General features: G+C 63.3%; 30 protein-coding genes. 19 read left to right on the forward strand and 11 right to left on the reverse strand.

The window, feature by feature from the left end:
• Genes NLM25_RS35715 through thiC form a run of 3 tightly spaced genes read left to right on the forward strand, consistent with a single transcriptional unit; the run spans position 1 to position 3,301 of the window.
• On the forward strand, positions 1–783 hold the full coding sequence (locus NLM25_RS35715; RefSeq protein WP_254140006.1) for a thiazole synthase: 783 nt from the start codon (positions 1–3) through the stop codon (positions 781–783).
• Positions 770–1,378 carry a thiamine phosphate synthase gene (locus tag NLM25_RS35720; protein WP_254140007.1) on the forward strand — a complete coding sequence of 203 codons (609 nt, stop codon included), beginning with the start codon at positions 770–772 and terminating at the stop codon, positions 1,376–1,378. Before NLM25_RS35715 ends, NLM25_RS35720 begins: the two co-directional genes overlap by 14 nt.
• 24 nt (positions 1,379–1,402) lie before the next feature.
• Positions 1,403–3,301 carry a phosphomethylpyrimidine synthase ThiC gene (gene thiC, locus NLM25_RS35725; RefSeq protein WP_254122541.1) on the forward strand — a complete coding sequence of 633 codons (1,899 nt, stop codon included), beginning with the start codon at positions 1,403–1,405 and terminating at the stop codon, positions 3,299–3,301.
• 12 nt (positions 3,302–3,313) lie between these two features.
• On the opposite strand, the gene NLM25_RS35730 is transcribed toward thiC, so the two are convergent.
• Positions 3,314–4,906, reverse strand: coding sequence for a protein kinase (locus NLM25_RS35730; RefSeq protein WP_309143660.1), 1,593 nt, complete (start codon positions 4,904–4,906; stop codon positions 3,314–3,316).
• A gap of 219 nt (positions 4,907–5,125) precedes the next feature.
• On the opposite strand from NLM25_RS35730, the gene NLM25_RS35735 reads away from it, so the two are divergent.
• The 5 genes from NLM25_RS35735 (at position 5,126) to NLM25_RS35755 (ending at position 8,972) form a co-directional block, all read left to right on the forward strand.
• Positions 5,126–5,638: a mismatch-specific DNA-glycosylase gene (locus tag NLM25_RS35735; protein WP_254140009.1), complete on the forward strand. Its 513-nt coding sequence runs from the start codon at positions 5,126–5,128 to the stop codon at positions 5,636–5,638.
• A 255-nt stretch (positions 5,639–5,893) separates the two neighbouring features.
• Entirely contained in the window at positions 5,894–6,547 is a 654-nt protein-coding gene (locus NLM25_RS35740) for a glutathione S-transferase family protein (protein ID WP_254140010.1), read from the forward strand.
• Between the two features lie 193 nt (positions 6,548–6,740).
• The gene (locus tag NLM25_RS35745; protein WP_254140011.1) at positions 6,741–7,133 is read left to right on the forward strand and encodes a hypothetical protein; all 393 of its coding nucleotides are present in this window, start codon (positions 6,741–6,743) and stop codon (positions 7,131–7,133) included.
• A gap of 11 nt (positions 7,134–7,144) precedes the next feature.
• Complete coding sequence (locus NLM25_RS35750; protein WP_254140012.1) at positions 7,145–7,837, forward strand: glutathione S-transferase family protein; 693 nt, start codon at positions 7,145–7,147, stop codon at positions 7,835–7,837.
• A 310-nt stretch (positions 7,838–8,147) separates the two neighbouring features.
• Positions 8,148–8,972, forward strand: coding sequence for a hypothetical protein (locus NLM25_RS35755; RefSeq protein ID WP_254140013.1), 825 nt, complete (start codon positions 8,148–8,150; stop codon positions 8,970–8,972).
• A 62-nt stretch (positions 8,973–9,034) separates the two neighbouring features.
• Here the strand turns inward: NLM25_RS35755 and NLM25_RS35760 are convergent, their stop codons facing one another.
• Positions 9,035–9,469, reverse strand: a complete 435-nt coding sequence (locus tag NLM25_RS35760) for a hypothetical protein (RefSeq protein ID WP_254122548.1) — start codon at positions 9,467–9,469, stop codon at positions 9,035–9,037.
• Between the two features lie 490 nt (positions 9,470–9,959).
• Here NLM25_RS35760 and NLM25_RS35765 point away from each other — a divergent pair, with 490 nt between their 5' ends.
• The 3 genes from NLM25_RS35765 (at position 9,960) to NLM25_RS35775 (ending at position 11,246) form a co-directional block, all read left to right on the forward strand.
• Positions 9,960–10,343, forward strand: a complete 384-nt coding sequence (locus tag NLM25_RS35765; protein ID WP_254122550.1) for a RidA family protein — start codon at positions 9,960–9,962, stop codon at positions 10,341–10,343.
• Positions 10,344–10,497: 154 nt separating this feature from the next.
• Positions 10,498–10,758, forward strand: a complete 261-nt coding sequence (locus tag NLM25_RS35770) for a hypothetical protein (protein WP_254122551.1) — start codon at positions 10,498–10,500, stop codon at positions 10,756–10,758.
• Between the two features lie 236 nt (positions 10,759–10,994).
• The gene (locus NLM25_RS35775) at positions 10,995–11,246 is read left to right on the forward strand and encodes a hypothetical protein (protein ID WP_254122552.1); all 252 of its coding nucleotides are present in this window, start codon (positions 10,995–10,997) and stop codon (positions 11,244–11,246) included.
• A gap of 213 nt (positions 11,247–11,459) precedes the next feature.
• On the opposite strand, the gene NLM25_RS35780 is transcribed toward NLM25_RS35775, so the two are convergent.
• Positions 11,460–11,945 (reverse strand): J domain-containing protein, encoded by a 486-nt coding sequence (locus NLM25_RS35780; protein ID WP_254140014.1) that lies wholly within the window; start codon positions 11,943–11,945, stop codon positions 11,460–11,462.
• A 111-nt stretch (positions 11,946–12,056) separates the two neighbouring features.
• Here NLM25_RS35780 and NLM25_RS35785 point away from each other — a divergent pair, with 111 nt between their 5' ends.
• The 3 genes from NLM25_RS35785 to NLM25_RS35795 all read left to right on the forward strand — a co-directional run bounded on the left by NLM25_RS35785 (position 12,057) and on the right by NLM25_RS35795 (position 13,901).
• Positions 12,057–12,824: an SDR family NAD(P)-dependent oxidoreductase gene (locus tag NLM25_RS35785; protein WP_254140015.1), complete on the forward strand. Its 768-nt coding sequence runs from the start codon at positions 12,057–12,059 to the stop codon at positions 12,822–12,824.
• A gap of 214 nt (positions 12,825–13,038) precedes the next feature.
• Positions 13,039–13,287, forward strand: coding sequence for a helix-turn-helix domain-containing protein (locus NLM25_RS35790; RefSeq protein ID WP_247330096.1), 249 nt, complete (start codon positions 13,039–13,041; stop codon positions 13,285–13,287).
• 113 nt (positions 13,288–13,400) lie between these two features.
• On the forward strand, positions 13,401–13,901 hold the full coding sequence (locus NLM25_RS35795; RefSeq protein ID WP_254140016.1) for a collagen-like protein: 501 nt from the start codon (positions 13,401–13,403) through the stop codon (positions 13,899–13,901).
• A gap of 9 nt (positions 13,902–13,910) precedes the next feature.
• Here the strand turns inward: NLM25_RS35795 and NLM25_RS35800 are convergent, their stop codons facing one another.
• Both NLM25_RS35800 and NLM25_RS35805 read right to left on the reverse strand, forming a co-directional pair.
• Complete coding sequence (locus NLM25_RS35800; protein ID WP_254122556.1) at positions 13,911–14,126, reverse strand: hypothetical protein; 216 nt, start codon at positions 14,124–14,126, stop codon at positions 13,911–13,913.
• A gap of 97 nt (positions 14,127–14,223) precedes the next feature.
• Positions 14,224–14,490 carry a DUF2277 domain-containing protein gene (locus NLM25_RS35805; protein WP_254122557.1) on the reverse strand — a complete coding sequence of 89 codons (267 nt, stop codon included), beginning with the start codon at positions 14,488–14,490 and terminating at the stop codon, positions 14,224–14,226.
• 123 nt (positions 14,491–14,613) lie between these two features.
• On the opposite strand from NLM25_RS35805, the gene NLM25_RS35810 reads away from it, so the two are divergent.
• Together NLM25_RS35810 and NLM25_RS35815 are read left to right on the forward strand one after the other, a co-directional pair.
• A complete protein-coding gene (locus NLM25_RS35810; protein ID WP_254140017.1) occupies positions 14,614–15,675 on the forward strand; it encodes an alpha/beta fold hydrolase in 1,062 nt (353 codons plus the stop codon).
• Between the two features lie 132 nt (positions 15,676–15,807).
• Positions 15,808–16,161, forward strand: coding sequence for a hypothetical protein (locus NLM25_RS35815; RefSeq protein ID WP_254140018.1), 354 nt, complete (start codon positions 15,808–15,810; stop codon positions 16,159–16,161).
• 26 nt (positions 16,162–16,187) lie between these two features.
• Here NLM25_RS35815 and NLM25_RS35820 read toward each other — a convergent pair whose 3' ends face one another.
• Both NLM25_RS35820 and NLM25_RS35825 read right to left on the reverse strand, forming a co-directional pair.
• Positions 16,188–16,430 (reverse strand): hypothetical protein, encoded by a 243-nt coding sequence (locus NLM25_RS35820; RefSeq protein ID WP_254140019.1) that lies wholly within the window; start codon positions 16,428–16,430, stop codon positions 16,188–16,190.
• Between the two features lie 45 nt (positions 16,431–16,475).
• Positions 16,476–17,879: a S8 family serine peptidase gene (locus tag NLM25_RS35825; protein ID WP_254140020.1), complete on the reverse strand. Its 1,404-nt coding sequence runs from the start codon at positions 17,877–17,879 to the stop codon at positions 16,476–16,478.
• Between the two features lie 192 nt (positions 17,880–18,071).
• Between NLM25_RS35825 and NLM25_RS35830 the strand changes: the two genes are divergently transcribed.
• Entirely contained in the window at positions 18,072–18,674 is a 603-nt protein-coding gene (locus tag NLM25_RS35830; protein WP_254140021.1) for a pyridoxamine 5'-phosphate oxidase family protein, read from the forward strand.
• 150 nt (positions 18,675–18,824) lie between these two features.
• On the opposite strand, the gene bfr is transcribed toward NLM25_RS35830, so the two are convergent.
• The 3 genes from bfr to NLM25_RS35845 all read right to left on the reverse strand — a co-directional run bounded on the left by bfr (position 18,825) and on the right by NLM25_RS35845 (position 20,185).
• Complete coding sequence (gene bfr / locus NLM25_RS35835) at positions 18,825–19,313, reverse strand: bacterioferritin (RefSeq protein WP_008556076.1); 489 nt, start codon at positions 19,311–19,313, stop codon at positions 18,825–18,827.
• Positions 19,314–19,445: 132 nt separating this feature from the next.
• The gene (locus NLM25_RS35840; protein WP_254122563.1) at positions 19,446–19,718 is read right to left on the reverse strand and encodes a bacterioferritin-associated ferredoxin; all 273 of its coding nucleotides are present in this window, start codon (positions 19,716–19,718) and stop codon (positions 19,446–19,448) included.
• A 161-nt stretch (positions 19,719–19,879) separates the two neighbouring features.
• A complete protein-coding gene (locus NLM25_RS35845) occupies positions 19,880–20,185 on the reverse strand; it encodes a hypothetical protein (protein ID WP_254140022.1) in 306 nt (101 codons plus the stop codon).
• A gap of 137 nt (positions 20,186–20,322) precedes the next feature.
• On the opposite strand from NLM25_RS35845, the gene NLM25_RS35850 reads away from it, so the two are divergent.
• Together NLM25_RS35850 and NLM25_RS35855 are read left to right on the forward strand one after the other, a co-directional pair.
• Complete coding sequence (locus tag NLM25_RS35850; RefSeq protein WP_254122565.1) at positions 20,323–20,649, forward strand: hypothetical protein; 327 nt, start codon at positions 20,323–20,325, stop codon at positions 20,647–20,649.
• Positions 20,650–20,860: 211 nt separating this feature from the next.
• Positions 20,861–21,145: a hypothetical protein gene (locus NLM25_RS35855; protein ID WP_247323010.1), complete on the forward strand. Its 285-nt coding sequence runs from the start codon at positions 20,861–20,863 to the stop codon at positions 21,143–21,145.
• A 103-nt stretch (positions 21,146–21,248) separates the two neighbouring features.
• Here NLM25_RS35855 and NLM25_RS35860 read toward each other — a convergent pair whose 3' ends face one another.
• Positions 21,249–22,475 carry a lytic murein transglycosylase gene (locus NLM25_RS35860; protein WP_254140023.1) on the reverse strand — a complete coding sequence of 409 codons (1,227 nt, stop codon included), beginning with the start codon at positions 22,473–22,475 and terminating at the stop codon, positions 21,249–21,251.
• Positions 22,476–22,482 lie beyond the last annotated feature (7 nt).

Raw genomic sequence — 22,482 nt, forward strand, 5'->3', positions numbered from 1 at the left:
ATGGTGACCTTCTACGGCAAGACCTTCGCCTCGCGCCTGCTGATCGGCAGCGCGCTCTATCCCTCGCCGGCGATCATGCAATCGGCGATCCGCGCCTCCGGCTCGAACATCGTCACGGTGTCGCTGCGGCGCGAATCCGCCGGCGGCAAGACGGGCGATGCATTCTGGAATCTGATCCGCGAGCTCGACGTCACCGTGCTGCCGAACACCGCCGGCTGCCGCAGCGTGCGTGAGGCCGTGACGACGGCCAAGCTCGCCCGCGAGCTGTTCGGCACCAGCTGGATCAAGCTGGAAGTGATCGCCGACAACGACACGCTCCAGCCCGACGTCGTCGGCCTGGTTGAGGCCGCCGCAATCCTGATCAAGGACGGCTTTGAGGTGTTTCCCTATTGCACGGAAGACCTCTCGGTCGCCAACCGCCTGGTCGATGCCGGCTGCAAGGTGGTGATGCCCTGGGCGGCGCCGATCGGCAGTGCCAAAGGCATCACCAACCGCGACGCGCTCAAACTGCTGCGCGAACGGCTGCCCGACATCACGCTGGTGGTCGACGCCGGCTTGGGGGCGCCCTCGCATGCGGCGCACGCGCTCGAGCTCGGCTACGACGCCGTGCTGCTCAACACCGCCATCGCCAAGGCCGCCGATCCCGTCGCGATGGCGAATGCCTTCCGTCTCGGTGTCGAAGCCGGCCGCACCGCTTACGAGGCCGGGCTGATGAACGCCCGCGACTTCGCCTCCCCCTCCACCCCTGTCGTTGGGACCCCGTTCTGGCATGCCGTATCCTGATCGTTTCTATCCCGTCGTCGACAGCCTCAAATGGGTCGAGCGACTGACCAAGCTCGGCGTCGGCACCATCCAGCTGCGCGCGAAAGATCTCAACGACGCCGACGCACTCCAGATCGTCAGCGACGCGCTGGCGATCACCGAGGGCACGCAGGCCAAGCTGGTCGTGAACGATTATTGGCGTGCGGCCGTCGTTGCCGGCGCAAAATACCTGCATCTCGGCCAGGAGGATCTGGCCGACGCGGACCTGAAGGCCATCCGCGAGGCGGGCTTGTCGCTCGGCATCTCCACCCATGACGATGCGGAGCTGGCGACCGCGCTCGCGGCAGAACCCGATTACGTCGCGCTGGGGCCGATCTTCTTCACCACGCTCAAATCGATGCGCTTCGAGCCGCAGGGCATTCCAAAAATCACCGAATGGAAGAAGCGCATCGGCACCATCCCGCTGGTCGCGATCGGCGGCATCAAGTTCGAGCACGCCGCGGAGATCTTTGCCGCGGGCGCGGATTCCATCGCCGTCGTCAGCGACGTCACCCAAAATGCCGACCCGGATGCGCGGGTCAAACAATGGCTTGGCGAAACCGCCAAAGCCGCTTGAACCAGAGATATAACGGAGGATCCCATGAACATCCGCTCCAACCCCGACAAGACCGTCCCCGCCGTCACCACCGGCCCGCTCGCCTCCTCGCGAAAGATCTTCGCATCGCCCGACGCCGCGCCCGACCTGCGCGTGCCCTTGCGCGAGATCATCCTCTCCGAAGGCGCGGGCGAGCCGAACCTGCCGGTGTACGACACCTCGGGCCCCTACACCGACCCGAGCGTGACGATCGACGTCAACGCCGGCCTTGCCCGCGACCGCAAGGCCTGGGTGCTGGAGCGCGGCGGCGTCGAGGAATATGACGGGCGCCAGATCAAGCCGGAGGACAATGGCAGCGTCTCCACCGACAAGGCCGCGCGCGCGTTCAGCGCCTATCACAAGCCGCTGCGCGGCCTCGACGGCCACAAGATCACCCAGCTCGAATTCGCCCGTGCTGGCATCATCACCAAGGAGATGATCTACGTCGCCGCCCGCGAAAACCTCGGCCGCAAGCAGCAGCTCGAGCGCGCCGAAGCAGCCCTTGCCGACGGCGAGAGCTTTGGTGCCTCCGTGCCTGCCTTCATCACGCCGGAGTTCGTCCGCGACGAGATCGCGCGCGGCCGCGCCATCATCCCCTCCAACATCAACCACTCCGAGCTCGAGCCGATGATCATCGGCCGCAACTTCCTCACCAAGATCAACGCCAATATCGGCAACTCGGCGGTGACGTCTTCCGTCGAGGAAGAGGTCGAGAAGATGGTGTGGGCGATCCGCTGGGGCGCCGACACCGTGATGGACCTCTCGACGGGGCGCAACATCCACACCACCCGCGAATGGATCTTGCGCAACGCGCCGGTGCCGATCGGCACCGTTCCGATCTATCAGGCGCTGGAGAAGTGCAACGGCGATCCGGTCAAGCTGACCTGGGAGCTCTACAAGGACACGCTGATCGAGCAGTGCGAGCAGGGCGTCGACTATTTCACCATCCACGCCGGCGTCCGCCTGCAATACATCCACCTCACCGCCAGCCGCGTCACCGGCATCGTCAGCCGCGGCGGCTCGATCATGGCGAAGTGGTGCCTGGCGCATCACAAGGAAAGCTTCCTCTACACCCATTTCGACGAGATCTGCGACCTCATGCGCAAGTATGACGTCTCGTTCTCGCTGGGCGACGGCCTGCGTCCGGGCTCGATCGCCGACGCCAACGACCGCGCGCAGTTCGCGGAGCTGGAGACGCTCGGCGAGCTCACGAAGATCGCGTGGGACAAGGGCTGCCAGGTCATGATCGAGGGCCCCGGCCACGTGCCGATGCACAAGATCAAGATCAACATGGACAAGCAGCTCAAGGAGTGCGGCGAAGCGCCGTTCTACACCCTCGGGCCCCTGACCACCGACATCGCGCCGGGCTATGACCACATCACCTCAGGGATTGGTGCGGCCATGATCGGCTGGTTCGGCTGCGCCATGCTCTGCTATGTCACGCCGAAGGAGCATCTCGGCCTGCCCGATCGCAACGACGTCAAGACCGGCGTCATCACCTACAAGATCGCGGCCCACGCCAGCGATCTCGCCAAGGGCCACCCCGCCGCGCAACTGCGCGACGACGCCCTCTCCCGCGCGCGGTTCGAATTCCGCTGGACCGACCAGTTCAACCTCGGCCTCGATCCTGATACCGCCAAGAGCTTCCACGACGAGACCCTGCCGAAGGAAGCCCACAAGGTCGCGCATTTCTGCTCGATGTGCGGCCCAAAGTTCTGCTCGATGAAGATCACGCAGGACGTGCGGGACTATGCCGCGACGCTGAACGATCCGAACTCGGTGGGCATGTCGATGAGCGGGACGGCCGAGGACGGCATGAAGCAGATGAGCGCGAAGTTCAAGGAGATGGGCAGCAGCGTTTATCTGGATGCGGAGAAGGTGAAGGAGAGCAATCGGGTGCTGTGAGGAATGATCGACCTAGAGCTTCTTGCGAGAAACTTTGCGCTTCGGTGAACCTCTTTCACCGAGCGCATGCTCTTTGAATATCACGGTGAGCGATTCAATCGCATCTTCACATACTTTCAGTTGCTCACCGCGGTCTACACTTCTTAACCCCGCGACGACCTTAATGTGAATGACTTCAATTTGCTGGGCCAGTATCGTCGCGCGAAACAAGCGATCGTAAGGGCGCCAAATAAGCGTCCCTATGACAGAGGATACACCGAGTGAGCCAAAAATCGCTCCCCACATGAACTTTCCAGCAATCGTGGACATGACTACCGCGATCACAATCATCGCTACAATTAGCGAGAAGCAGATCACTGTCATGGCCATGCCAATTCGCCAAGCCGACTGAGTTCTTCGTCTAGCGGTTGAAAAAACCTCAGAAACCTTTTCTTGAATTTCTGCATTGGGCTCAACTGAGCTGAGTGACGCTCGAGTATTGCCCTGCGAGTATAGCGCCAACGTCTCTTCTTCGAGGCTGGCTCGAATATTCCTCAGTTCGAATACTGCCGTCGGCGCATTACTAGCAGTGTCGACAGCTTGGGAGATCGCGCCTTCGCTCGCTACCGCCGACGCATCCTGCGTCAAATCTCTCCTTGCCAACTCAGAGACTATTGACTCAGCTATAGAGGCCGCCGCGCGTGCAGAAATCGTCTCATTTTCCGGACTGACTAGAACCAATTGAAGAATCAGGTTGGATATTCTGGTCTTTAGGCTCTCTGATTGTCTTGCGAACGCCCCATTAAGTGCACCGATCTTATCTTTGATCGAACGCTCGGTCGGTGGTCTTGCATAGTTCGTTTGCCCGGTAAGTAGTTCTAGGGCAATTATGCCCAGCGCATAAATGTCGACGTATGCGCCCGGAACGGTCCGCCCAAAAACAGCCATCGCCCGGCTCTTCTTCTGGTCGGCATTGTTTTGAGTTTTCCGACCGATCTTTTTTTGAGAGATCCCATCGGTAAATATTGGATGCAAGTATCGCCAAGTCGAAATCAGTTCGACGACGTTTGAACGTTCGTCCCTACGAATCATCCCAAAATCAATGAGTCGAATCTCGTTCTCATCGGAACTTATCAATATATTCGAGGGCTTGATATCAGCATGAACAACACCGGCTTGATGGAGGCGATCAAGCGCGTTGGCAATCCCAGCGATCCAAGAGAAGGCGGCTCGGAGAGAGGTTATCGAGGGTCGTTCGGCTAAAAGATCCGCTAGATTTTTGGATCCTTCGAAGTACGGCAAGACTATGAGACCAAGCCCCTCGAACTCGCTCACCTCGATCGGAGTGATCCAGCTGGGCGAAGGGATTCCTGCTAGCTCTTCGTGCAACTCCAGTAAGTGGCGATAGTACTCGTCCCGAACTGCAGTCTGTCGGGCGAAAAATTTCAGAACTACTTCGGATCCAGTTGACGAGTCTCTGGCTAGCCAAACCGAACCAGATACCCCCGCGCCTAGCTGCCGAACCAACTCGAATCTATCGAGAATCAGAAGCCCGGATTTGATCTGTTGACCTGCCACAACCAGCACTCGTTTAGGATGAAGAACCTCGGGACCAAAACTATACACAAGCGACAATTTAGCAACAGAGATAGGTCATTTTCTGCTGAGTTCATCTCGCAACATCTTCGGCTTATCGCAATTGCGAACCTGCATCCAATCGACAGCTTCCAACATGCGCTCATTACTACAGTCAGCTTGGGGTATTTTTATAGATTGACAGGTCTCTCATTCGCTAAACAAACCAACGATTAAACTGTGTCTCGACCAGCCTGTTGGACCCGCGTTTTGCCGAGCGCCACCCCCCACCGCCTCCCCGACCAGCTCCGCCCCGACCTCCGCCTCGTCTTCGTCGGCACCGCCGCCTCGACGCGCTCCGCTGAGCTCGGGCACTACTACGCGCATCCCGGCAACCGCTTCTGGCGTGCGCTCCATGAGGCCAGGATCACGCCGCGGCTTTATCAGCCGAGTGAATTCGCGGCGCTGATCGAGCTCGGGATCGGCTTCACCGATCTCTCCAAGTCGGGCGCGGGGATGGATCACCAGATCGCGGCGGAGACGATCGATGTGCCTGGGTTCAGGGCGAAGATCGAAAAGTACCGGCCGCGGACGGTTGCGTTCACGAGCAAGAAGGCGGCGAGCTTGTTTTACGGCAGGCCGTCGAGCGGGATTTTGGTAGGGCGGCAGCCGCGCGATGCGAGCTTGCCAGAGATTTTTGTGCTGCCCTCGCCGTCCGGCGCGGCGTCCGGGCATTGGACGCTGGAGCCATGGCGCGAGCTTGCGGCGTGGATCAAGGCGTAGGCCGTGGGTAGTGTTCCACACTCAGTCGTCGTCCCGGCGAACGCCGGGACCCATAACCACAGGGCAAAGTTTGGCGAAGACTCGTTGTTTCGGTACGTCGACCGCCCGCAACCGATAGATTCCGCGGTATGGGTCCCGGCGTTCGCCGGGACGACAGCGTTGGTTTGGCGGCATACGCGATAAGGACGGATCGTTGTCGGAAACCGCCCCCGTCATCCGTCCTCTGGATACATCGCAACACGCCGGAGACTTCCAATGCCCCCCACCATCACCGCCTTCGAAAACTCGCCCGACCGCGGCAAGGGGCAGGCCCGCGACATGCGGGTGCGCTGGGCGCTGGAGGAGGTCGGCCAGCCCTATGACGTTCGCCTTGTCTCGTTCGCGGCGATGAAGGCGCTGGCGCACCTTGCACTGCATCCGTTCGGGCAGATCCCGACCTATGAGGACGGCGATCTCGTGTTGTTCGAGTCCGGGGCGATCGTGCTGCACATCGCCGAGCGCCACGCCGGGTTGCTGCCTGAGGACACGAACGCTCGGAGCCGCGCGATCGCGTGGATGTTTGCCGCGCTGAGCACGCTGGAGCCGCCGATCGTCGAGCTCGGGATGGCCATGCTGTTCGAGCGCGACAGGAGCTGGTACGCGGAGCGCCTGCTCATGCTGCAAGATCGCGTGCGTATCAGGCTCGGCGAATTGTCCCGTCACCTCGGCAATGCCGACTGGCTCGATGGCACGTTCAGCGCCGGCGATCTCCTGATGGTAACGGTGCTGCGCCGGTTGAACACCTCTGGCCTGCTGGACGAATTTCCTGATATCGCCGCCTATGTCGCGCGCGGCGAAGCGCGGCCGGCATTCCGGCGCGCGTTCGATGCGCAGTTGGCGGTGTTTACGGCTGCATCGACCGGCCGGTAGAGGTCACGCCTCCCACTGAAGCCGGTACATCGGCCCGAATCCATACGTCGAATGGGCGCTGCCAAGCCTCCTCCGATCGAACGACACCGCGCATAACGCGCGCCACTGTTGCAAGCACGTCACTCCGGCGATACGACTTGAGGTGGAAGAGCCTGATATCAACCGGCCCGCATCATCCAGGGAAGCGACCGCAATGAGCGACGATATCTCCGGTGTCTGGGATGGCAGCTACATCCAGCCGGGTGTCGGAATGATCACGTTCACGGCGACGCTCGTCGAGATCAATGGCGCGGTCAGTGGAAGCGTCACCGAGCCATGCATGATTCCGGGCTGCCCGCTGAGCACGCACAACGCCTCGATTGCCGGTCATCGCTCCGGGAGTGCGGTTTCGGTCGTCAAGCATTACGAGCCGCCCGGCTACGGCTATGACAGCGTGACCTATGAAGGCACGGTGAATGCCGAGGCAACCGAGATCGACGGACGCTGGCACCTGCCGGGCCATTCAGGATCGTTTCTGATGATCCGCTCGAGCAAGCCTGCGCAAGCGGTCACGACGGAGCAACGAGCCAAGATACCATCACGCTGAAGGGAGCTACCATGCTGACCCTCTATTCCTATCCGCAATTGTTCGGCGTCGCCGACAACAACGGCTACGGCCTCAAGGTCTACACCTTCCTGAAGCTCGCCGGCGTGCCGTTCGTGCACGAGCACGTGTTCGATGCCTCCGCCGCGCCGCGCGGGCAGCTGCCTTATGTCGTCGACGACGGGGAGACCATCGGCGACAGCGAGACCATCATCGCGCATGCGATCGCAAAATATCGCCTGAGCATCGATGCCGGACTATCCCCTGAACAGCGGCGGACCAATCATCTCGTCACCCGCATGCTCGACGATCTCTACTGGGTGATGTCGTACTCACGCTGGAAGGACGAGCGCTTCTATCCCGCGTTCCGCGACGCCTTCATCGCGCAGCATCCGCAGATCAATGCCGAGGGGTTCGAGAAGGCCAAGGCGTACAACGCGCAACGCTATCATTTCCAGGGCATCGGCCGCTACACGCCCGATCAGGCCTATGCGCGCGGGCTGGCCGACTTGCAGGTGCTGGCGGAGATCGTTCCCGCGCAGGGCTTCGTCCACGGTGCGGCGCCGACCAGCTGCGATGCCGGCATCTACGGCTTCATCGCCAACATTTATTATTTTCCGATCCCGACACCGCTGAAGGCTTTCGTCGATGCGCACGCAAATCTCGTCGCGCATTGCGAGCGGATTCATGCGGCGATCGGATCGTAGGGTGGGTTAGCCCTGCAGATGCGCAAAGCGCACCTGCAGGGCGTAACCCACCACTTCCGTCACTGCGGAAACCAAAGAGGTGGGCTACGCTGAGCGTCTGCGCTTCGCACAGCCGCACAGCTAACCCACCCTACGGGACCTTGCGACGGCTAACATCCCGCTTCCGTCTGCGACTGACAGGCTATCGCCCCAAATCGGCCCCAGAGTTTCCATGCCTCAGTCTTGCTTTGGTCAAAGCTGCACGAGGGAGTATGCAAAGCAGATTCGGACGACCAACCTCATTCAGCGTCAACCCGGGCAGGAGGCGCAGATGCAGTCCACGTCGGAAGTGCAGTCCACCACGGAAATCAACAAGCCAGCTGATCCACCCGCTGTTGATCCCGGACCGTCCACGCAGAGATCGGGACTGTCCGCGCCGGACAAGGAGCTGGTTGCGCGCGCGGATGAAAGGCTCGCGCATGCCTATCAACAGATCGCGCTCGCCGATGAACAGCTCGCGCGTATGAACCAGCAGATGGCCAGGTTGGGGCCCGAGGCCGGCGACCAGCCCGGGCGACAGCCGCCCCGACACGGGTCGGCGCTCCGCGGCGTGATCGGCCTCTTGCTGGCGGCATGCATCTTCAGCGCCGCCTTTGCCTCGCAGTTCGCCAGCGACGCGACGCTGCACATGATGTCCCGCTGGGCGCCGCAAGCGGTTTCCGCCTCGATGCTGCCGCAGGGCGAGGCGCAGCTCTCCGCCGAGACTGGCCCGGCCGTACAGGTGGCGACTGCGGACGATACGACCCCTTTGCCACCCGCAGCTCAAGTTCAGCAAGAGGCAGCGCCGATAACCGCCCAGATGCCGCCCGAGCTGACGCAATTGCTCCAGACGATCTCGAACGACCTCGCAAACGTGAAGCAGACGATCGACGAGCTCAAGGCCAGCCAGGAACAACTGACCCGAGATCAGGCAGCGACCGCCGAACTCGTGAAGGCGAACCAGGAACAGGTCGCGCGCCTGCTTGCTGCCAGCGCGGAACAGAACCAGCGATCCGCGGCGGTGCCGCAGCCACGACCGGTCACCGCCCCGCCGCGCAAGCCGGCGTCGACGCAAGCCGGAATGCAGCCGATACAACTGCGGCCCACGCAACGGTAACAAGCCTGACCCGAGATTGACGCGACAGCCGCATCATGCGGCCGTCGCCCTACGCACCCGCCCTACCGCATCGTGATCGCAAGGCCGCTGAGATCCGCATTCGCCATCAGGCCGACCTGCGTGCCGGTCAGCTCCAGCACGGCGCCCTTCTGGTTGGTCAGCACGATCGCGCGGGCGCCGCGGCCCACCGCAAGGCCGGCACCGGCCGCGCCGTAGACGCCGGCCACGTCCGACGGACGGTTGATGTTGGAGACGCGGCCGCGCAGCACGGTCTTGGAGCCGCCGAAGACGAGGCCGTAGTCGAGGCCGCCGGTCGACAGCCCATAGGAGCGGCCGCGGAAGTTGAGCACGCCCGAACCGCCGGAGCCGCCGATGATCCAGCCCGCCTTGTAGATCGTCAGCACCACGGTGCCGCCGTCGGCCATCGCCGAGGTCGAAAGGCCGGCCAGCGCGGCAATGGCGACCAGCGCGGCGCGGAAGGTGGTGGCGATCTTCATGGGGCGTCTCCGGGGGCTATTTTTCAAGGAGGGAATCGAATCAGACGGGGCGAATCTACCCGATGGATCGCGGCGGCAAAATGATGGGATGGACGCGTGGCGTGAGGTGCAGCAGCGCTCTCAGCTGTCATCGCCCGGCCAGTGCGCAATTGCGCACTGGGAACGGGCGATCCAGTATTCCAGAGGGGCCAACGATTGAACCGAGAGGCCGCGGCGTACTGGATGCCCCGGTCAAGCCGGGGCATGACCGCGGAGTTTGGCGCAACAAGACACAATCGCCATCACGCCATTCTGCCCCTGTTTTGCCCGACGGAGCAACCGATTATTTCGCCATTCCCGAACTCAAAAAGATCAATGATTTCCGCTCGATTTCTACTGTGCATGGGGTTGTTTTTCGCATTTTTTGTTTTGCCCCCTCTCTCAATGCCGATTGCAACTCCCCTGCATGCCGCTACGCTGACGCGCCTCAGCCCTTCATCGAGGTGATCCCATGCCGATCCAGCATTTCGCGCCCCCGCCGCACGTCAAGGCGCCGCCGCTGTCCTTTGCCACGCGTGTCGGCGATCTCCTGTTCGTCTCCGGCATTCCCGGCTTCGACGGCCATGGCGCGCTGCCTGATGGCTTCGAAGCGCAGTTCGCCAATGTGGCCGTCAACATCAAGCGCGTGCTCGACGAAGCCGGCGCGACGGTCCGCGATCTCGTCAAGGTCAACGTGCTGCTCACGCGCGCCTCCGACGTCGCCGCGATGAACGCGCTCTATGCCGGCGCCTTCGGCCCGCCGCCCTATCCGGCGCGCACGACCTGCGTGGTGCAGGCGCTGCCCGATCCGAAGATGCTGATCGAGATCGAGGCGGTGGCGTCGCTTTCGAAGTGAGCCGCTTCTCGCGCGTGTGACTTGCAGGGCACGCGGCCAAACCAAGTGGCCGCGTCCGTCTGACATATCCGTGAACGGCCGCTCCCCGGCTTGCCAAGGTCCTGCTTTTCCCGCACGAACTTTCGCGTCACACTTCCCCACAAGGAGATACTTCATGCGTCGCGTGCTCGCCCTCTGTGCCGTTGCCGGCATCGCCACTTCCGTCTTTGCCGTGCCGGCTTCGGCGGCGGTCGGCTATTACGTGATCCGCTGGGACAACACCGGCATCTGCCAGGTCTGGAACGAGGATCTGAAGTACAAGCCGTTCCAGTGGGGCGCCTCGACCTACAAGGTCGTCAGCAAGCCGCTCCCGACCTTCACCGCGGCTTCCGACCTCCAGATCAAGATGCGCGCGGAGCGCCGCTGCACGCTCTGAGCGTCACGCGACGAATTTGATTTCGAAGGGCGGGCCGCGCAAGCGACCCGCCCTTTTTCTTTGCAGGCGCGCGCTCGTTTTCCGGCTCAAATGACGCATTTTCCGGCGCGCCTTGTTTGAACCTGATCAGCCGGCGGAACTACTCACATCTTGTCCGGGGCGCATCCCCAAAAGCGCCCCATCCCTCCCAACTATTGTCGGGAGGCGCATCACATCTTTCATTTGAGGAACTGATCATGCGTCGTATTTCCGTGCTGTGCGCTGCCGCCGGTCTTGCCGTCACCGCGTTCGTCGCCGCGAGCCCTGCCGAGGCCAGCTATCATCTGATCCGCTGGCAGGACACCGGCTTCTGCCAGATCTGGGACGAGAGCATCCCGACCGCGCCGTTGTTCTCCGACTACACCCGCGTCAGCGCGACCGTGCCGACCTTCGTCGACGCACTCGTGCTGAAGGACCATGCGCTGAAGAACGGCCACTGCAGCTGGTAAAACTTCGATCGGCGGACCAGGAGCGGGCAAAGACGCGACGCGTCCTTGCCCGCTCCGCTTTATCCGGGCTGCGTGAACAGCTGAGGCCGCGTCGAGCACCGACGCCGTAGGGTGGGCAAAGCGAAAGCGTGCCCACCAATTCCATCCATCACGAAGACGGTGGGCACGGCGCAACGCGCCTTTGCCCACCCTACGAGATATCGCTTGTTGCCCTCACGCGTCCTTGTGCGCGCCGGGATGGATCAGGATGTCGCGCGCGGCGGCGAGGTCGATGAAGGCTTCCGCGCTGCCGCCCCGGTCGGGATGCATGCCCTTGGCGGCGCGGCGATAGGCCTGGTTGATGTCGTCGCAGGTGAGCTGAACGGCGAGCGGCAGGCCGAGCATCCTGCGGGCACGATCCTCGCTGGAGAGCTTCTTCGGCATGGCGTTGCGGCGGCCGAAGCGCGGCGCGGTGAGATCATGGACGACTTCGAGGATCACGCCGACGCGGCGCTGCGCCGCCAGCGTGACACCGTGATCGTCATTGTCCACGGCCTGACGCAGCACCGGAAGCGCCTGCTCGGCCGCCTGTCGCAGCGTGGCATCCGTGCTCATGCGCGCGATCTCGGCCACCAGCCGGCCCGCCTCGGCCCAGTCGGCCGACCGCGCCGACCGCAGGCGTTCGAGAGCCAGTTTCCAGGATTCAAGCCGTTCCATCATGCGCGCAACGTTTAGCAATGAAGATCAGTATGCCAAGGCCGCCGTTTCCGACCCCTTAATTTCGAGTTAGCCTTTCATGAAACTTCGAAACGAATCCGGGAGGAAATTGTCATGGCATTGCTCGCAAACCACATCGCCGTCGTCACGGGCGCCGGCTCCGGCATCGGCCGGGCGATCGCCGCCGGCTACGCCCGCGAGGGCGCGCAAGTGGTTCTGCTCGACGTCAACGCCGACACGGTCGCGGAGGCCGCCCAGGAGATCCGCAAGGACGGCGGCAAGGCCGAGATCTTCGCGCTCGACGTGACGAAGCGTGACGACTGCTTTGCGCTCGCGAGGCAAGTCACTGAGAAGGTCGGGCAGGCCTCGATCCTCGTCAACAATGCCGGCATCACCCGCCGCAATGCCTTCACCGCGGAGACGGAGACGGTGGCGAAGGACTGGGACGACATCATCTCGCTCAATCTCAACGGCGTCTTCAACGTGACGCAGGCGTTCCTCGCGCCGCTACGCGCCAGCAAAGGCCGCATCGTCAATATCGGCTCGATCCAGTCCTTCGTGCATCTGCGCACGCCGAGCTCGGCGGCCTACACCACCTCGAAGCACGGCGTGCTCGGCTTCACCAAGGCGCTTGCAGTGGAGCTCGGCAAGGAAGGCGTGCGGGTCAACGCGATCGGGCCGGGCTTCATCGAGACCAACATCAACGCCAATGTGCGCGCGACCAATCCGGCGCTGGTGCAAGCCTTCGTCGATCACACCCCGCTGGCGCGCACCGGCAAGCCCGAGGACATCGTCGGCCCCGCGATCTTCCTTGCCTCGGACCTGTCGGCCTATGTCACGGGAACGATCGTGATGGTGGATGGCGGGTACCGGACGGTGTGAGGCGCGGCACGCCCGCGCGCGAGATCGTCCCGCATCGCTATGCATCTCGTGCCAATCGCGGCGCCATCGCGGCATTCCCAAGGTCATCTGGTGCGATCGGCCGCGATTAACCTTTCATTAACCAAACCCGCCCACCGTAGATTCACGGCTTGGGGGCCGTTTGTTCTCGATCGCTTCCAAAGATGGAAGCGGGCGTTGATCGGGAGGTGTGTTGATGACCACTGTTCATGTCGCTGCGTCCGAGCCGGGCGCGCAATTCCTGGCCCCCAACCAGATCGTTCCGCTGTTGATCGGGGCGACCGTCGACGAGGTCGAGCGCGAGCTCGTGCTCCAGACCCTCGCACGCTGCGACGGCAACCGCACGCGCGCTTCTCGCGTGCTCGGCCTGTCGGTGCGCACGCTGCGCAACAAGATCAGGATCTATGCGGCGTCCGGCATCGAGGTGCCCGCGTATCACGACTAGCGCGCAAGGTACGGGACGATTGATGTTGATCAGGCCCGGCGCAGCGGGCCGGCAGAATTGCTGCTGTCGTCAAACGCCGCTAAGTAGCTTGCTTCCGGTCAAGGGAGCATGGCGTGGCAGACGAACAGAAACGGCAGGGACCGCAGGGTCCGCGCGGACGGCAGGGCGAACCGGGACGGCCGGGACCGCAGGGTCATCCGGGCAAGCGTGGCCCGGACGGCGCGCGTGGCAAGCCCGGGCCTCAGGGCAAGCCCGGAGCGGCCGGAAAGGCCGGAGCGCAGGGCAAGGCCGGTCTGCCGGGTAAGCCCGGTGAAGCCGGTGCGCGGGGAGCTGCGGGACCGCAAGGACCGGCTGGCCCGCAAGGCCCGCGCGGCGAGACCGGACCGCCCGGCCAGTTGCCGTCGATCGAGCAGGTGCTGCCGTGGCTCGAGCAGCTCTTCGACGCCTGGGACGAGCGCCGCCGCCAACGCGAGCAGGAAGCGGCCGAGCGCGCGGCGCTCGAGGCCGCGGTGCATGAGGCTGACGAGGCGATCGTCGATGACGAGAGCGACGACGGCGAAGACGACGATCACAGGAAAAAGAAGAAAAAGAAGAAGCACGGCCACAAGGACTAGCAGGGCCGCCTATTTCGCCTGATCCTCACGTGGCGGCAGCATGCCCATGCGCTCGAACTGCCAGCGCATGGCGCGGTACCAGAGATAGCCGACCAGCGTGCCCAGCAGCGTCAGGATGACGAGGTTGACGCTGCTGTAGGAGCCGCTCCACCACATCATCCATGCGGTCCACAGCGCCGTGAAGGTGACGGCGCCTGCTTTGAGAGGAATAAGGGGGCGGCTCATGCTCGTGCTCCGGGCGGTCAAAATCCCGGCAGACATCATCGCAAGCCGAGGCCGCTCTCACCGTGAGCCGGATCACGGAACGGACGCAGGAGGCCGGCTAACCGAAGCGCAGCCGCGAGCGCTCCTTGGCCTTTTCCGCCTCGACCTCACGGTCGCGCGCCGGCGCATGGGTGTGCAGTGAGGTCAGCAGCTTTCGCGCGGCCTCCGAGACTTCGGCCACCGCGAGGTCGAACGCCGCCTCATTGGCCTGCGACGGCTTGTTGAAACCCGACAGCTTGCGCACGAACTGGAGCGCGCTGGCATGGATCTCGTCTTCGGTCGCCGGCGGCTCGAAGTTGAACAGGGTCTTGATGTTGCGGCACATGCACTCTCTCCTGATGCTTCCCTCAAGGACGATCGACCGAACCGAAATCCTACATCCTCCAGGACACTTCTGCTAAGTTCCCGTAACGCGGCCGCCGATCATGAGCCGCATGGGGAGAGAAACATGAGAGCTTGTTGCGCGGCGCTGTCAGCCGTTCTGCTGTCCATCGCAACGTCGGCGGTCGCCGCCGACTATCCGGCGCCGAAACAAGGCGACTGGGTCGCCAAGGATTTCAAGTTCCACACCGGCGAGACCATGGCGGAGCTGAAGCTGCACTACACCACCATCGGCGAGCCCAGCGGCCAGCCGGTGCTCGTGCTGCACGGCACCGGCGGCTCGGGCGCGAGCATGCTGTCATCAGCCTTTGCCGGCGAGCTGTTCGGCGCGGGACAGCCGCTCGACGCATCCAAATACTACATCATCCTCCCCGACGCGATCGGCCACGGGAAATCGTCAAAGCCGTCGGACGGCATGAAGACGAGCTTTCCGAAATACAATTACGACGACATGGTCGAGGCGCAGCATCGCCTCGTGAAGGAAGGCCTCGGCGTCAAGCATCTGCGGCTCGTGATCGGCAACTCGATGGGCGGGATGCAGACCTGGATGTGGGGCGAGAAATATCCGCAGGAGATGGACGCGCTGGTGCCGATGGCCTCGCAGCCGACCGAGATGGCGTCGCGCAACTGGATGATGCGGCGGATCATGCTCGACACCATCCGCAACGACCCCGACTACAATGGCGGCAACTACACCAGCCAGCCGCGCATGATGAAATACGCCATCGCCGCCTATGGCGTCGCCAGCATCGGCGGCACGCTGGCCTATCAGCAGCAGGCGCCGACCGCGGCCAAGGCCGACAAGATCGTCGACGAGCGGCTGGCAACACCGATCACGGCGGATGCGAACGACTTCGTCTATCAGTGGGAGTCCTCGCACGACTACAATGCCGGCGAGAAGCTGGAGCAGATCGAGGCCTCGCTGCTGCTGATCAACTCCGCCGACGACGAGCGCAATCCGCCCGAGACCGGCCTCACGGACGCTGCGATGAAGCGGGTCAAGAACGGCCGCCTGTACCTGATCCCCGCGAGCACCGAGACGCGCGGTCACGGCACCACCGGCAATGCAAAGTTCTACACCGAGCAGATCAGGCAATTGCTGCAAACCGCGCCGCAACGGACGATGTAAGGCGGCGGACTGCGCATCCCGCAACGCATCATATGCGGCGCCCCGGCGCCGCATATTATTTGAGCATGCAATGCGCTGGCGGCTCGGGCTTAATCGCAACAACCAGAATCGAGACGCGGTGAGGAGGTTCGCATGCACAGGCTCGCACTGTGCGTTTGGCTGGCCGCAATGGCGGCGCAGACGAGCGTCGCGTTCGCGTTCGACAACGGCCAATATGACCACGTCCCGCCCGACATCCGTGCCTGGTTCAAGAGCGTGATCGCACCGAACGGCGTGCCGTGCTGCGACATCTCCGACGGCCATCGCACGGAATACGACGTGCGGGGCGGCGCCTATTGGGTGCCGATCGAGGGACAATGGATGGAGGTGCCCGATCGCGCCATCATCCGCGATCGCGGCAATCCGGTCGGCCAAGCCGTGGTGTGGTACGTCCACCACCGCGGCGCGATCATCATCAGCTGCTTCGTGCCGGCGGATGCGGTGTAGAGCGTTTTCGAGCGACGTGAACGCACTCAGGCCTTGAGGCCTCGCCTGGGAGAGACCTCGACATATTCGATGTCATCGCCGAAATCGCCGAGCGCGGCGCGAACGGATTTGGCGTCCCCTTCGGCGACGGTGAAGATCGCGGCGAGAGCTTGCCGCTTCTGTCCCGGAAACAGGCTCTCGGCCGCATAGCCGGCATCCCCAAGCGTCTTGATGATCTGTCGCCGCCGGCGCTGATCGACGCGATCATGGAATTTGAACTGCACGGACATGCCGAGAAGCTAACCGTTCGCGGCGCCCGATCAAGGTCATGACGCCTATTTTCGGCTCTTTCTCGCCTTGGCTCTCCTCCTGCGCGATTTCTTCGCTTTCGCGCGGGGCAGAGCAGCCGCAACATCCAGGAGGCCCGCGCCATATGCCGGCGTAAAATCCTTCCCCCGCATCGCCGGCAATTTCGTCGCAGTCGCAATCAGGCGCTTCGCGACCGCAAGCCCCGCTGCTTTGGATTTCGGCTTGTCGATGTAAACGAGCGCAGCGGCACCCGTGACGTGCGGCGTCGCCATCGACGTCCCGGGCCAGGAATCGTAACTAGTATGGTCGGCGAAGCTTGCCTGCACCCGGGGCACCGTCGACAGGATGTTGACGCCCGGCGCGACCAGCTTGATGTGTTTCCCCGTATTGGAGAACGAGGCACGTCGATGGGATTCGTCGACGGCGCCGACACCGATCGTGTCCGGGTAGCCCGCCGGATACTCCTTCGGATTGCCGCTCTCAAACTCGTTGCCCATCGCGGTGGAGACGACGACGCCGGCATCGATCAGCTCGGCGAAGATCGTCGCTTCCGCCTTCGAACGGTCCTCACCGCCAATGCTGAGGTTGATGACCTTGATGTTGGAATCGAGCGCGGCCGCGAGAGCCTTGCTGTAGAACTCGAAGTTGAAGTTCTCGTCGGCGCCCGGGCGTTTGGGATCGTCGAACACCTTCCAGCAGTGCAGCCGGCAATTGGCGAGGCCCGCGACGCCGGCCGAATTATTGATCACGGCCGCGATCGTGCCGCTGACATGTGTGCCATGGCCGAGAAAATCGCGCGCGCCGTTTCCGTCGTGACGATATTCCTCGATCGCTTCGGTGAGATCGGGATGTCCGGCATCGACACCGCTATCGAGCACAGCGACATGAACCCGCCCCGCGCCCGGCCGCGGTCTATCGAACCATCTGATGGCGCGAAGTCCCCACTGCCGGATCTTCATGGGATCGGCGGCGGCACTGAGCCACCGGTTGGGAACGGGCTCGACCAGATCCACCGCCCTCGAGGCACTCAGGCGTTTCAGGACGCCTGCATCGACCTTGCTGTCCACCTGCACGATCTGAAATCCGGCCAGCGCCTCCCGCGGTACCGCCGTTGCGGAGCGTGCGATCGAACGATGAGCTGCGGCCAGGGCCCTCGCCTGCGGCTGCGGCTGCGCGGGCGCATCACCGTCACCGACCACGAACAGCGGCTTCATCGACTGAAGCCCGAGATTGTCGCTCAGGAAATCGATCGGACCTCTGACGTCATCGGGCATCGCGGCTCTCAGCGCGCGCTGCGTTGTCGCCCGAGGCGAGGTCGCCGCGATCTGCCGGGCGGCCTCCGGCTTCAACCGAACGATGAGCTGTCCCGGGACATGCTTGCGATGGCGCGGCCGCTCGCCCGCGACCCGCATTGCCTGCGTCGGAGCCATGACAAATTCCTTCCTTGAAAAGCGAAAAAATACAACACCCGTTATAAGGGAAATTTTAGTTCAGCGCTACCTGTACCATCCGGGCGGGCCTGCTCCCGGTCGTCGCGCAGTCCAGTGGCTGGTCCATGCCGCGCGTGCTATCTTGCCGATGGAGTCCGATCTCGCCAACGCCACTCAATCAGGGAGACCTTCGTGACCGATCTTTGCGCCGAAGACCTCGCCGCCATCTATGCCAAGCCGAGCCCGCGCGTGATCGCAAAGGCGCGTCCCGCGATCGACGCGCATGCGAAGAAGTTCATCGAGATGTCGCCGTTCTGCGTGCTTGCAACGTCAGGCGTCGACGGCAGCGTCGATGCTTCGCCGCGCGGCGGCGGGGTGGGCTTCGTCCATGTCGCCGGTCCCAACCAGCTGCTGATGCCCGACCGTTCCGGCAACAACCGGATCGACAGTTTTCGCAACGTCGTCGAAGGATCGGGCTTCGTGCATCTGTTGTTCTTCGTGCCCGGCATCGACGAGACGCTGCGCGTCGGCGGACGCGGCACGCTGTCGGCCGATCCGGACCTGCTCGCATCGATGGTGGAATTCGGCAAGCCGCCGCGCGCGGTGCTGAACGTCGCGGTCAGCGAAGTCTATTTCCACTGCGGCAAGGCGCTGATGCGCTCGAAGCTGTGGTCGCCGGAGAAGGTGCAGCGCTCGGTGATGCCGAGCATCGGCCAAGTCATTCACGACCAGACAGGCCTGGGCGAACCGGAGAGCCAGGAGATCGTGGAAGAGCGTTACAAGACGCAGTTGTAGGCGGTGCGCCAATCACGGCGTCGTCCCGAACAAGCGTAGTGGCTCGGAGTTGGCATCGCGCGCCACATTCCTCCCTGGGGCTATGGGTCCCCGCTTTCGCGGGGACGACACCGGAGTGTGTGGCGACAGAGTCTGTCGCGGCGTTAGAGCTTAATGCCCCTCGCCCTCGAGCCCGCCGACGTGCTTCTGCGTGTAGAGTTCGAGGCCGATGCGGCCGATCAGGTCGAGCTGGGTTTCGAGGAAGTCGATGTGGTGCTCCTCGTCGCTCATCAGCTTCTCGAACAGGTCACGCGTGACGTAGTCCTTGGCGCCATGGCAGTAGGTCGCCGCTTCCTGATAGAGCGCCCGCGCGCTCATCTCGGCGGCGAGGTCGCACTCGATGATCTCCTTGACGTTCTGGCCGATGCGCAGGGGATCGAGCACCTGCATGTTCGGGAAACCGTCGAAGAACAGGATACGCGCGGTGAGCTTGTCGGCGTGCTCCATCTCCTCGATGGACTCCTTGCGCCAGACCTTGGCCATGTCGAGGAGGCCCCAATTGTCGAGGAAGCGGTAGTGCAGCCAGTACTGGTTGATCGCAGTCAGCTCGTGACGCAGCGCCTTGTTGAGATAGTCGATGACTTTTGCGTCGCCCTGCATGGTTCACTCCAGCTTTGCAGTCCAACTCGGCCCTAAACCGAATTTAGAACGCTTCTAAATGAGTTTAAGGACGAGGGCAACCGGCTACGGGGACGCAGCCGGGGAAAAGCTCAGTCGGGGGTGCGGAAGTTTTCAGCAGGCCGCGAGGGCGAACTGGGCGGGCTCGGCCGTCTCGTCATTGGCGGCCACGGTATGACTATGCGGACAGCCGGAGCAGCAGGACTTGGCACAGGGACCAAGCGCTTCGTCGATAATGGTCTTGATGGTGCGGGCGCAGCGGCCGCATTCGGCGCTACAGCCGAGGCATCCATAGACCTGCTTGGCATGACGTACGGCGTCGTCGGAGTCAGCGACGGCGGCGCGGATGTCGTCATCGCTCAGCACGTTACAGGAACAAACGATCATGGAAGCGGCAGGCCCTTCGGTGATGCGCCATCATCGATATTTAAGGGGCCGTCCGGATGCAAAGGGAAAAACCGGTATTTGAAGCTATTCCAAACTGGCCGGAAAACAGCCTAGAACGGCTCTAAAATAGGGTGTTGCGCTGAATCAAGATTTTGGCGGAACTAGTCACCGCCGCCGCCTCCACCACCATCGCCGCCGCCTCCGCAATCCCCGCCACTGCTGCCGCTATCGCCGCTGGAACAGCTGCCACTGCCGGTTGAGCCGCCTGAGCTGTCGCTGGAAAACCAGCTCCCCAGCGAGAAGCCGTCGCTGGTCCCCGAATAGCCGTCGCCGCCACTTCCTCCGTCACTGCCAGCCGCAGCGCGCGAGCGCCGCTGGCCCCGGTTCTGGAGATGGGTGAACCAGCCATAGCCGATCGCGAAAATGACCCCGGCAGCGATCAAGGTATTCATCATCGCGTTGCCCATCGTCGTCTCCCTCGCGGACCTGCGATCCATGTTAATTGGTCGCCCCCGGCAAAGGTGCCGTTCATTGATCATTCAAACGAAGTATGGAACCTTACCCCCCAAACAGTTCCCGCGTGTATCAGCGAAAGGTCAAACCAATGAAGAAGTCGCTCCTGACGGTCGCCGCCGTCGCCATCCTGGCCCTCACGGCCGGGACACCGGCCCATGCCCAGCGTGGTGTCGCCGCTGGCGTGGCCGCGGGGATCATCGGAGGCGCCATTGTCGGCGGCGCGCTGGCGTCTCCGTATTATTACGGACCGGGCCCCGGCTACTCCTATGGCCCCGGCTATTACCCGCCCCGCTACTACGCGCCGGGTCCCGGCTATGTCGCTGACGACTATTATGGCGATGGCTGTGTCTGGCAGAAGCAGCGCTTCTGGGACGGCTATGCCTGGCGCGTCCGTCGCGTCCGAGTCTGTGGCTGAGACGACAAAGCCGGTTCACTACGGATGCGCCGTTCATCTTGGGGCCCGAAAAAGACCGCTTTTTCTCGTCACAGCTCCGTGCGCGTTTACCGTGGATTGACCAATTGCGCGCTTCCTAGCTGCACGGTCGCTTCCATCAGCGTGTTGCGTGAACCTTTGAAACCCGGGCGCCTCTAACAAGAGGAGCCCATCTCCCAGGAGAGCCTAGAGCATGAAGAAGACTTTAGTTGCCGCCCTTACGGTAGCGACGGTTGCTGCTTCGCTGGTGACGGTCACGCCGCCCGCGAAGGCTGGCGACAACATTGGCGCCGGTATCGCAGCGGGCCTGATCGGCGGTGCCATCGTCGGCGGTGCCATCGCGTCGAGCCGCCCGGCCTATGGTGGTCCGGTTTACGTCGCCGAGCCCGGCCCGCCGCCCCCGCCCTGCTACTGGCAGCGCCAGCGCTATTGGGACGGATACGGCTGGGTGGTTCGCCCGGTTCGCGTTTGCTACTGATCTGATCGCAAGATCTGATCGCATGGCGCATCCGCGCCGCGATCGAAGCCCGGCCGAGACCATCGGCCGGGCTTTTTTCTTTTGGCGGGACGATTGAGATCGGCTATCGCGCCGCCTGGATCGAGCGCAGCACCTCTTCGCTCGGCCAGCAATCGACCTTCAGGCCAGCCGACTTCTGATAGGCGCCGAGCGCTGCGCGCGTCTGCATGCCGGCCTTGCCGTCGATCTTGTCCTTGTAGAGCCCGACACGCGTGAGCCCGCGCTGCATGGTCTCGACGTCCTTGGTGCGTAACTGCTTGGATGCCGCCCATTGTGTCGCGAACGGCAGCGGGCTCGTCATGCGGTCGCTGAGATGGCCGACGAACAGCACGTAGAGATCGGAGAAATTGTATTCCTTGATGACGAAGTAGTTCTTCGTGGTCAGGAATGACGGGCCGTAGATGCCTTCCGGCTGCAGCAGCGAGGCTGGCTGCGCCTGCTCGGCGGCACTGAGCCTCGCGCCGCGCACCGGCACAAAGCCGTCGCGCAGCCACTGGCCGATCGGCTTCGTCACCTCCGGCACGCCCGTCGTGCAATCGACCTTCGCCGGCGCCTGCACCTCGTAGGCCCAGCGCAGGCCGCTCTGCCAGCCCTTGTTGACGAGCTGCTGCGCGGCTGACGCCAGCGCATCCGGCACCGAATGCCAGATGTCGATGCGGCCGTCGCCGTCGAAATCGACGCCGTGCTTGTAATATTCCGACGGCAGGAACTGCGTCAGCCCGGTCGCGCCCGCCCAGGACGAGCGCATGTCCTTGCGCGTCACCACGCCCTCGCCGAGGATCTTCAGCGAGAGGATGAACTCATTGCGGTAGGTGTCCTTGCGGCGACCGACATAGGCCTGCGTCGCCAGCACCCGCACGAGATCGTAAGGCAGCGTGTAGCGGCCGTAATCGGTCTCGCGGCCCCAGATCGCGAGCATGACGGTGGCGGGCACGCCGGAGGTCTTCTCGATTTTCGTCAGCGCGGAATTGTATTTTTGCAGCAACCGCTGCCCCTCGCCCGCGAGCCGCGCGATCGAGGCCTCCCTGACATAGTCGGCAGGCACCTGCACGAACTCGGCCTGCGACGGCGCGCCGGTCGCGGGCCGTCCGGGCAGGATCAGATCGGGTAGCTTGTAATCAGGCTCGAGCCCACGCGTCTGTTCGTCGAACGTCTTGCGCGAGACGCCAGCTTCCTGTGCTTCCGGCCAGAGCGAGGCGATGAACTGCGTGAAGGCGGCATCGGCGGCGCGGGCGGACGACCAGCCGCAGGTGAGAACGATCACTGCTGCGATGAGCGCCCGCCGCATCATGCCGAAA

The organism is Bradyrhizobium sp. CCGB01 (assembly GCF_024199795.1).
GTDB lineage: Bacteria > Pseudomonadota > Alphaproteobacteria > Rhizobiales > Xanthobacteraceae > Bradyrhizobium.

Excerpts from the sequence above, each read along its gene's own strand:
- NLM25_RS35715 (WP_254140006.1), top strand. The coding sequence starts at position 1 with ATGGTGACCTTCTACGGCAAGACCTTCGCCTCGCGCCTGCTGATCGGC.
- NLM25_RS35720 (WP_254140007.1), top strand. The coding sequence starts at position 770 with ATGCCGTATCCTGATCGTTTCTATCCCGTCGTCGACAGCCTCAAATGG.
- thiC (WP_254122541.1), top strand. The coding sequence starts at position 1,403 with ATGAACATCCGCTCCAACCCCGACAAGACCGTCCCCGCCGTCACCACC.
- NLM25_RS35740 (WP_254140010.1), top strand. The coding sequence starts at position 5,894 with ATGCCCCCCACCATCACCGCCTTCGAAAACTCGCCCGACCGCGGCAAG.
- NLM25_RS35745 (WP_254140011.1), top strand. The coding sequence starts at position 6,741 with ATGAGCGACGATATCTCCGGTGTCTGGGATGGCAGCTACATCCAGCCG.
- NLM25_RS35750 (WP_254140012.1), top strand. The coding sequence starts at position 7,145 with ATGCTGACCCTCTATTCCTATCCGCAATTGTTCGGCGTCGCCGACAAC.
- NLM25_RS35755 (WP_254140013.1), top strand. The coding sequence starts at position 8,148 with ATGCAGTCCACGTCGGAAGTGCAGTCCACCACGGAAATCAACAAGCCA.
- NLM25_RS35760 (WP_254122548.1), bottom strand. The coding sequence starts at position 9,469 with ATGAAGATCGCCACCACCTTCCGCGCCGCGCTGGTCGCCATTGCCGCG.
- NLM25_RS35765 (WP_254122550.1), top strand. The coding sequence starts at position 9,960 with ATGCCGATCCAGCATTTCGCGCCCCCGCCGCACGTCAAGGCGCCGCCG.
- NLM25_RS35770 (WP_254122551.1), top strand. The coding sequence starts at position 10,498 with ATGCGTCGCGTGCTCGCCCTCTGTGCCGTTGCCGGCATCGCCACTTCC.
- NLM25_RS35775 (WP_254122552.1), top strand. The coding sequence starts at position 10,995 with ATGCGTCGTATTTCCGTGCTGTGCGCTGCCGCCGGTCTTGCCGTCACC.
- NLM25_RS35780 (WP_254140014.1), bottom strand. The coding sequence starts at position 11,945 with ATGATGGAACGGCTTGAATCCTGGAAACTGGCTCTCGAACGCCTGCGG.
- NLM25_RS35785 (WP_254140015.1), top strand. The coding sequence starts at position 12,057 with ATGGCATTGCTCGCAAACCACATCGCCGTCGTCACGGGCGCCGGCTCC.
- NLM25_RS35790 (WP_247330096.1), top strand. The coding sequence starts at position 13,039 with ATGACCACTGTTCATGTCGCTGCGTCCGAGCCGGGCGCGCAATTCCTG.
- NLM25_RS35800 (WP_254122556.1), bottom strand. The coding sequence starts at position 14,126 with ATGAGCCGCCCCCTTATTCCTCTCAAAGCAGGCGCCGTCACCTTCACG.
- NLM25_RS35805 (WP_254122557.1), bottom strand. The coding sequence starts at position 14,490 with ATGTGCCGCAACATCAAGACCCTGTTCAACTTCGAGCCGCCGGCGACC.
- NLM25_RS35810 (WP_254140017.1), top strand. The coding sequence starts at position 14,614 with ATGAGAGCTTGTTGCGCGGCGCTGTCAGCCGTTCTGCTGTCCATCGCA.
- NLM25_RS35815 (WP_254140018.1), top strand. The coding sequence starts at position 15,808 with ATGCACAGGCTCGCACTGTGCGTTTGGCTGGCCGCAATGGCGGCGCAG.
- NLM25_RS35820 (WP_254140019.1), bottom strand. The coding sequence starts at position 16,430 with ATGTCCGTGCAGTTCAAATTCCATGATCGCGTCGATCAGCGCCGGCGG.
- NLM25_RS35825 (WP_254140020.1), bottom strand. The coding sequence starts at position 17,879 with ATGGCTCCGACGCAGGCAATGCGGGTCGCGGGCGAGCGGCCGCGCCAT.
- bfr (WP_008556076.1), bottom strand. The coding sequence starts at position 19,313 with ATGCAGGGCGACGCAAAAGTCATCGACTATCTCAACAAGGCGCTGCGT.
- NLM25_RS35840 (WP_254122563.1), bottom strand. The coding sequence starts at position 19,718 with ATGATCGTTTGTTCCTGTAACGTGCTGAGCGATGACGACATCCGCGCC.
- NLM25_RS35845 (WP_254140022.1), bottom strand. The coding sequence starts at position 20,185 with ATGGGCAACGCGATGATGAATACCTTGATCGCTGCCGGGGTCATTTTC.
- NLM25_RS35850 (WP_254122565.1), top strand. The coding sequence starts at position 20,323 with ATGAAGAAGTCGCTCCTGACGGTCGCCGCCGTCGCCATCCTGGCCCTC.
- NLM25_RS35855 (WP_247323010.1), top strand. The coding sequence starts at position 20,861 with ATGAAGAAGACTTTAGTTGCCGCCCTTACGGTAGCGACGGTTGCTGCT.
- NLM25_RS35860 (WP_254140023.1), bottom strand. The coding sequence starts at position 22,475 with ATGATGCGGCGGGCGCTCATCGCAGCAGTGATCGTTCTCACCTGCGGC.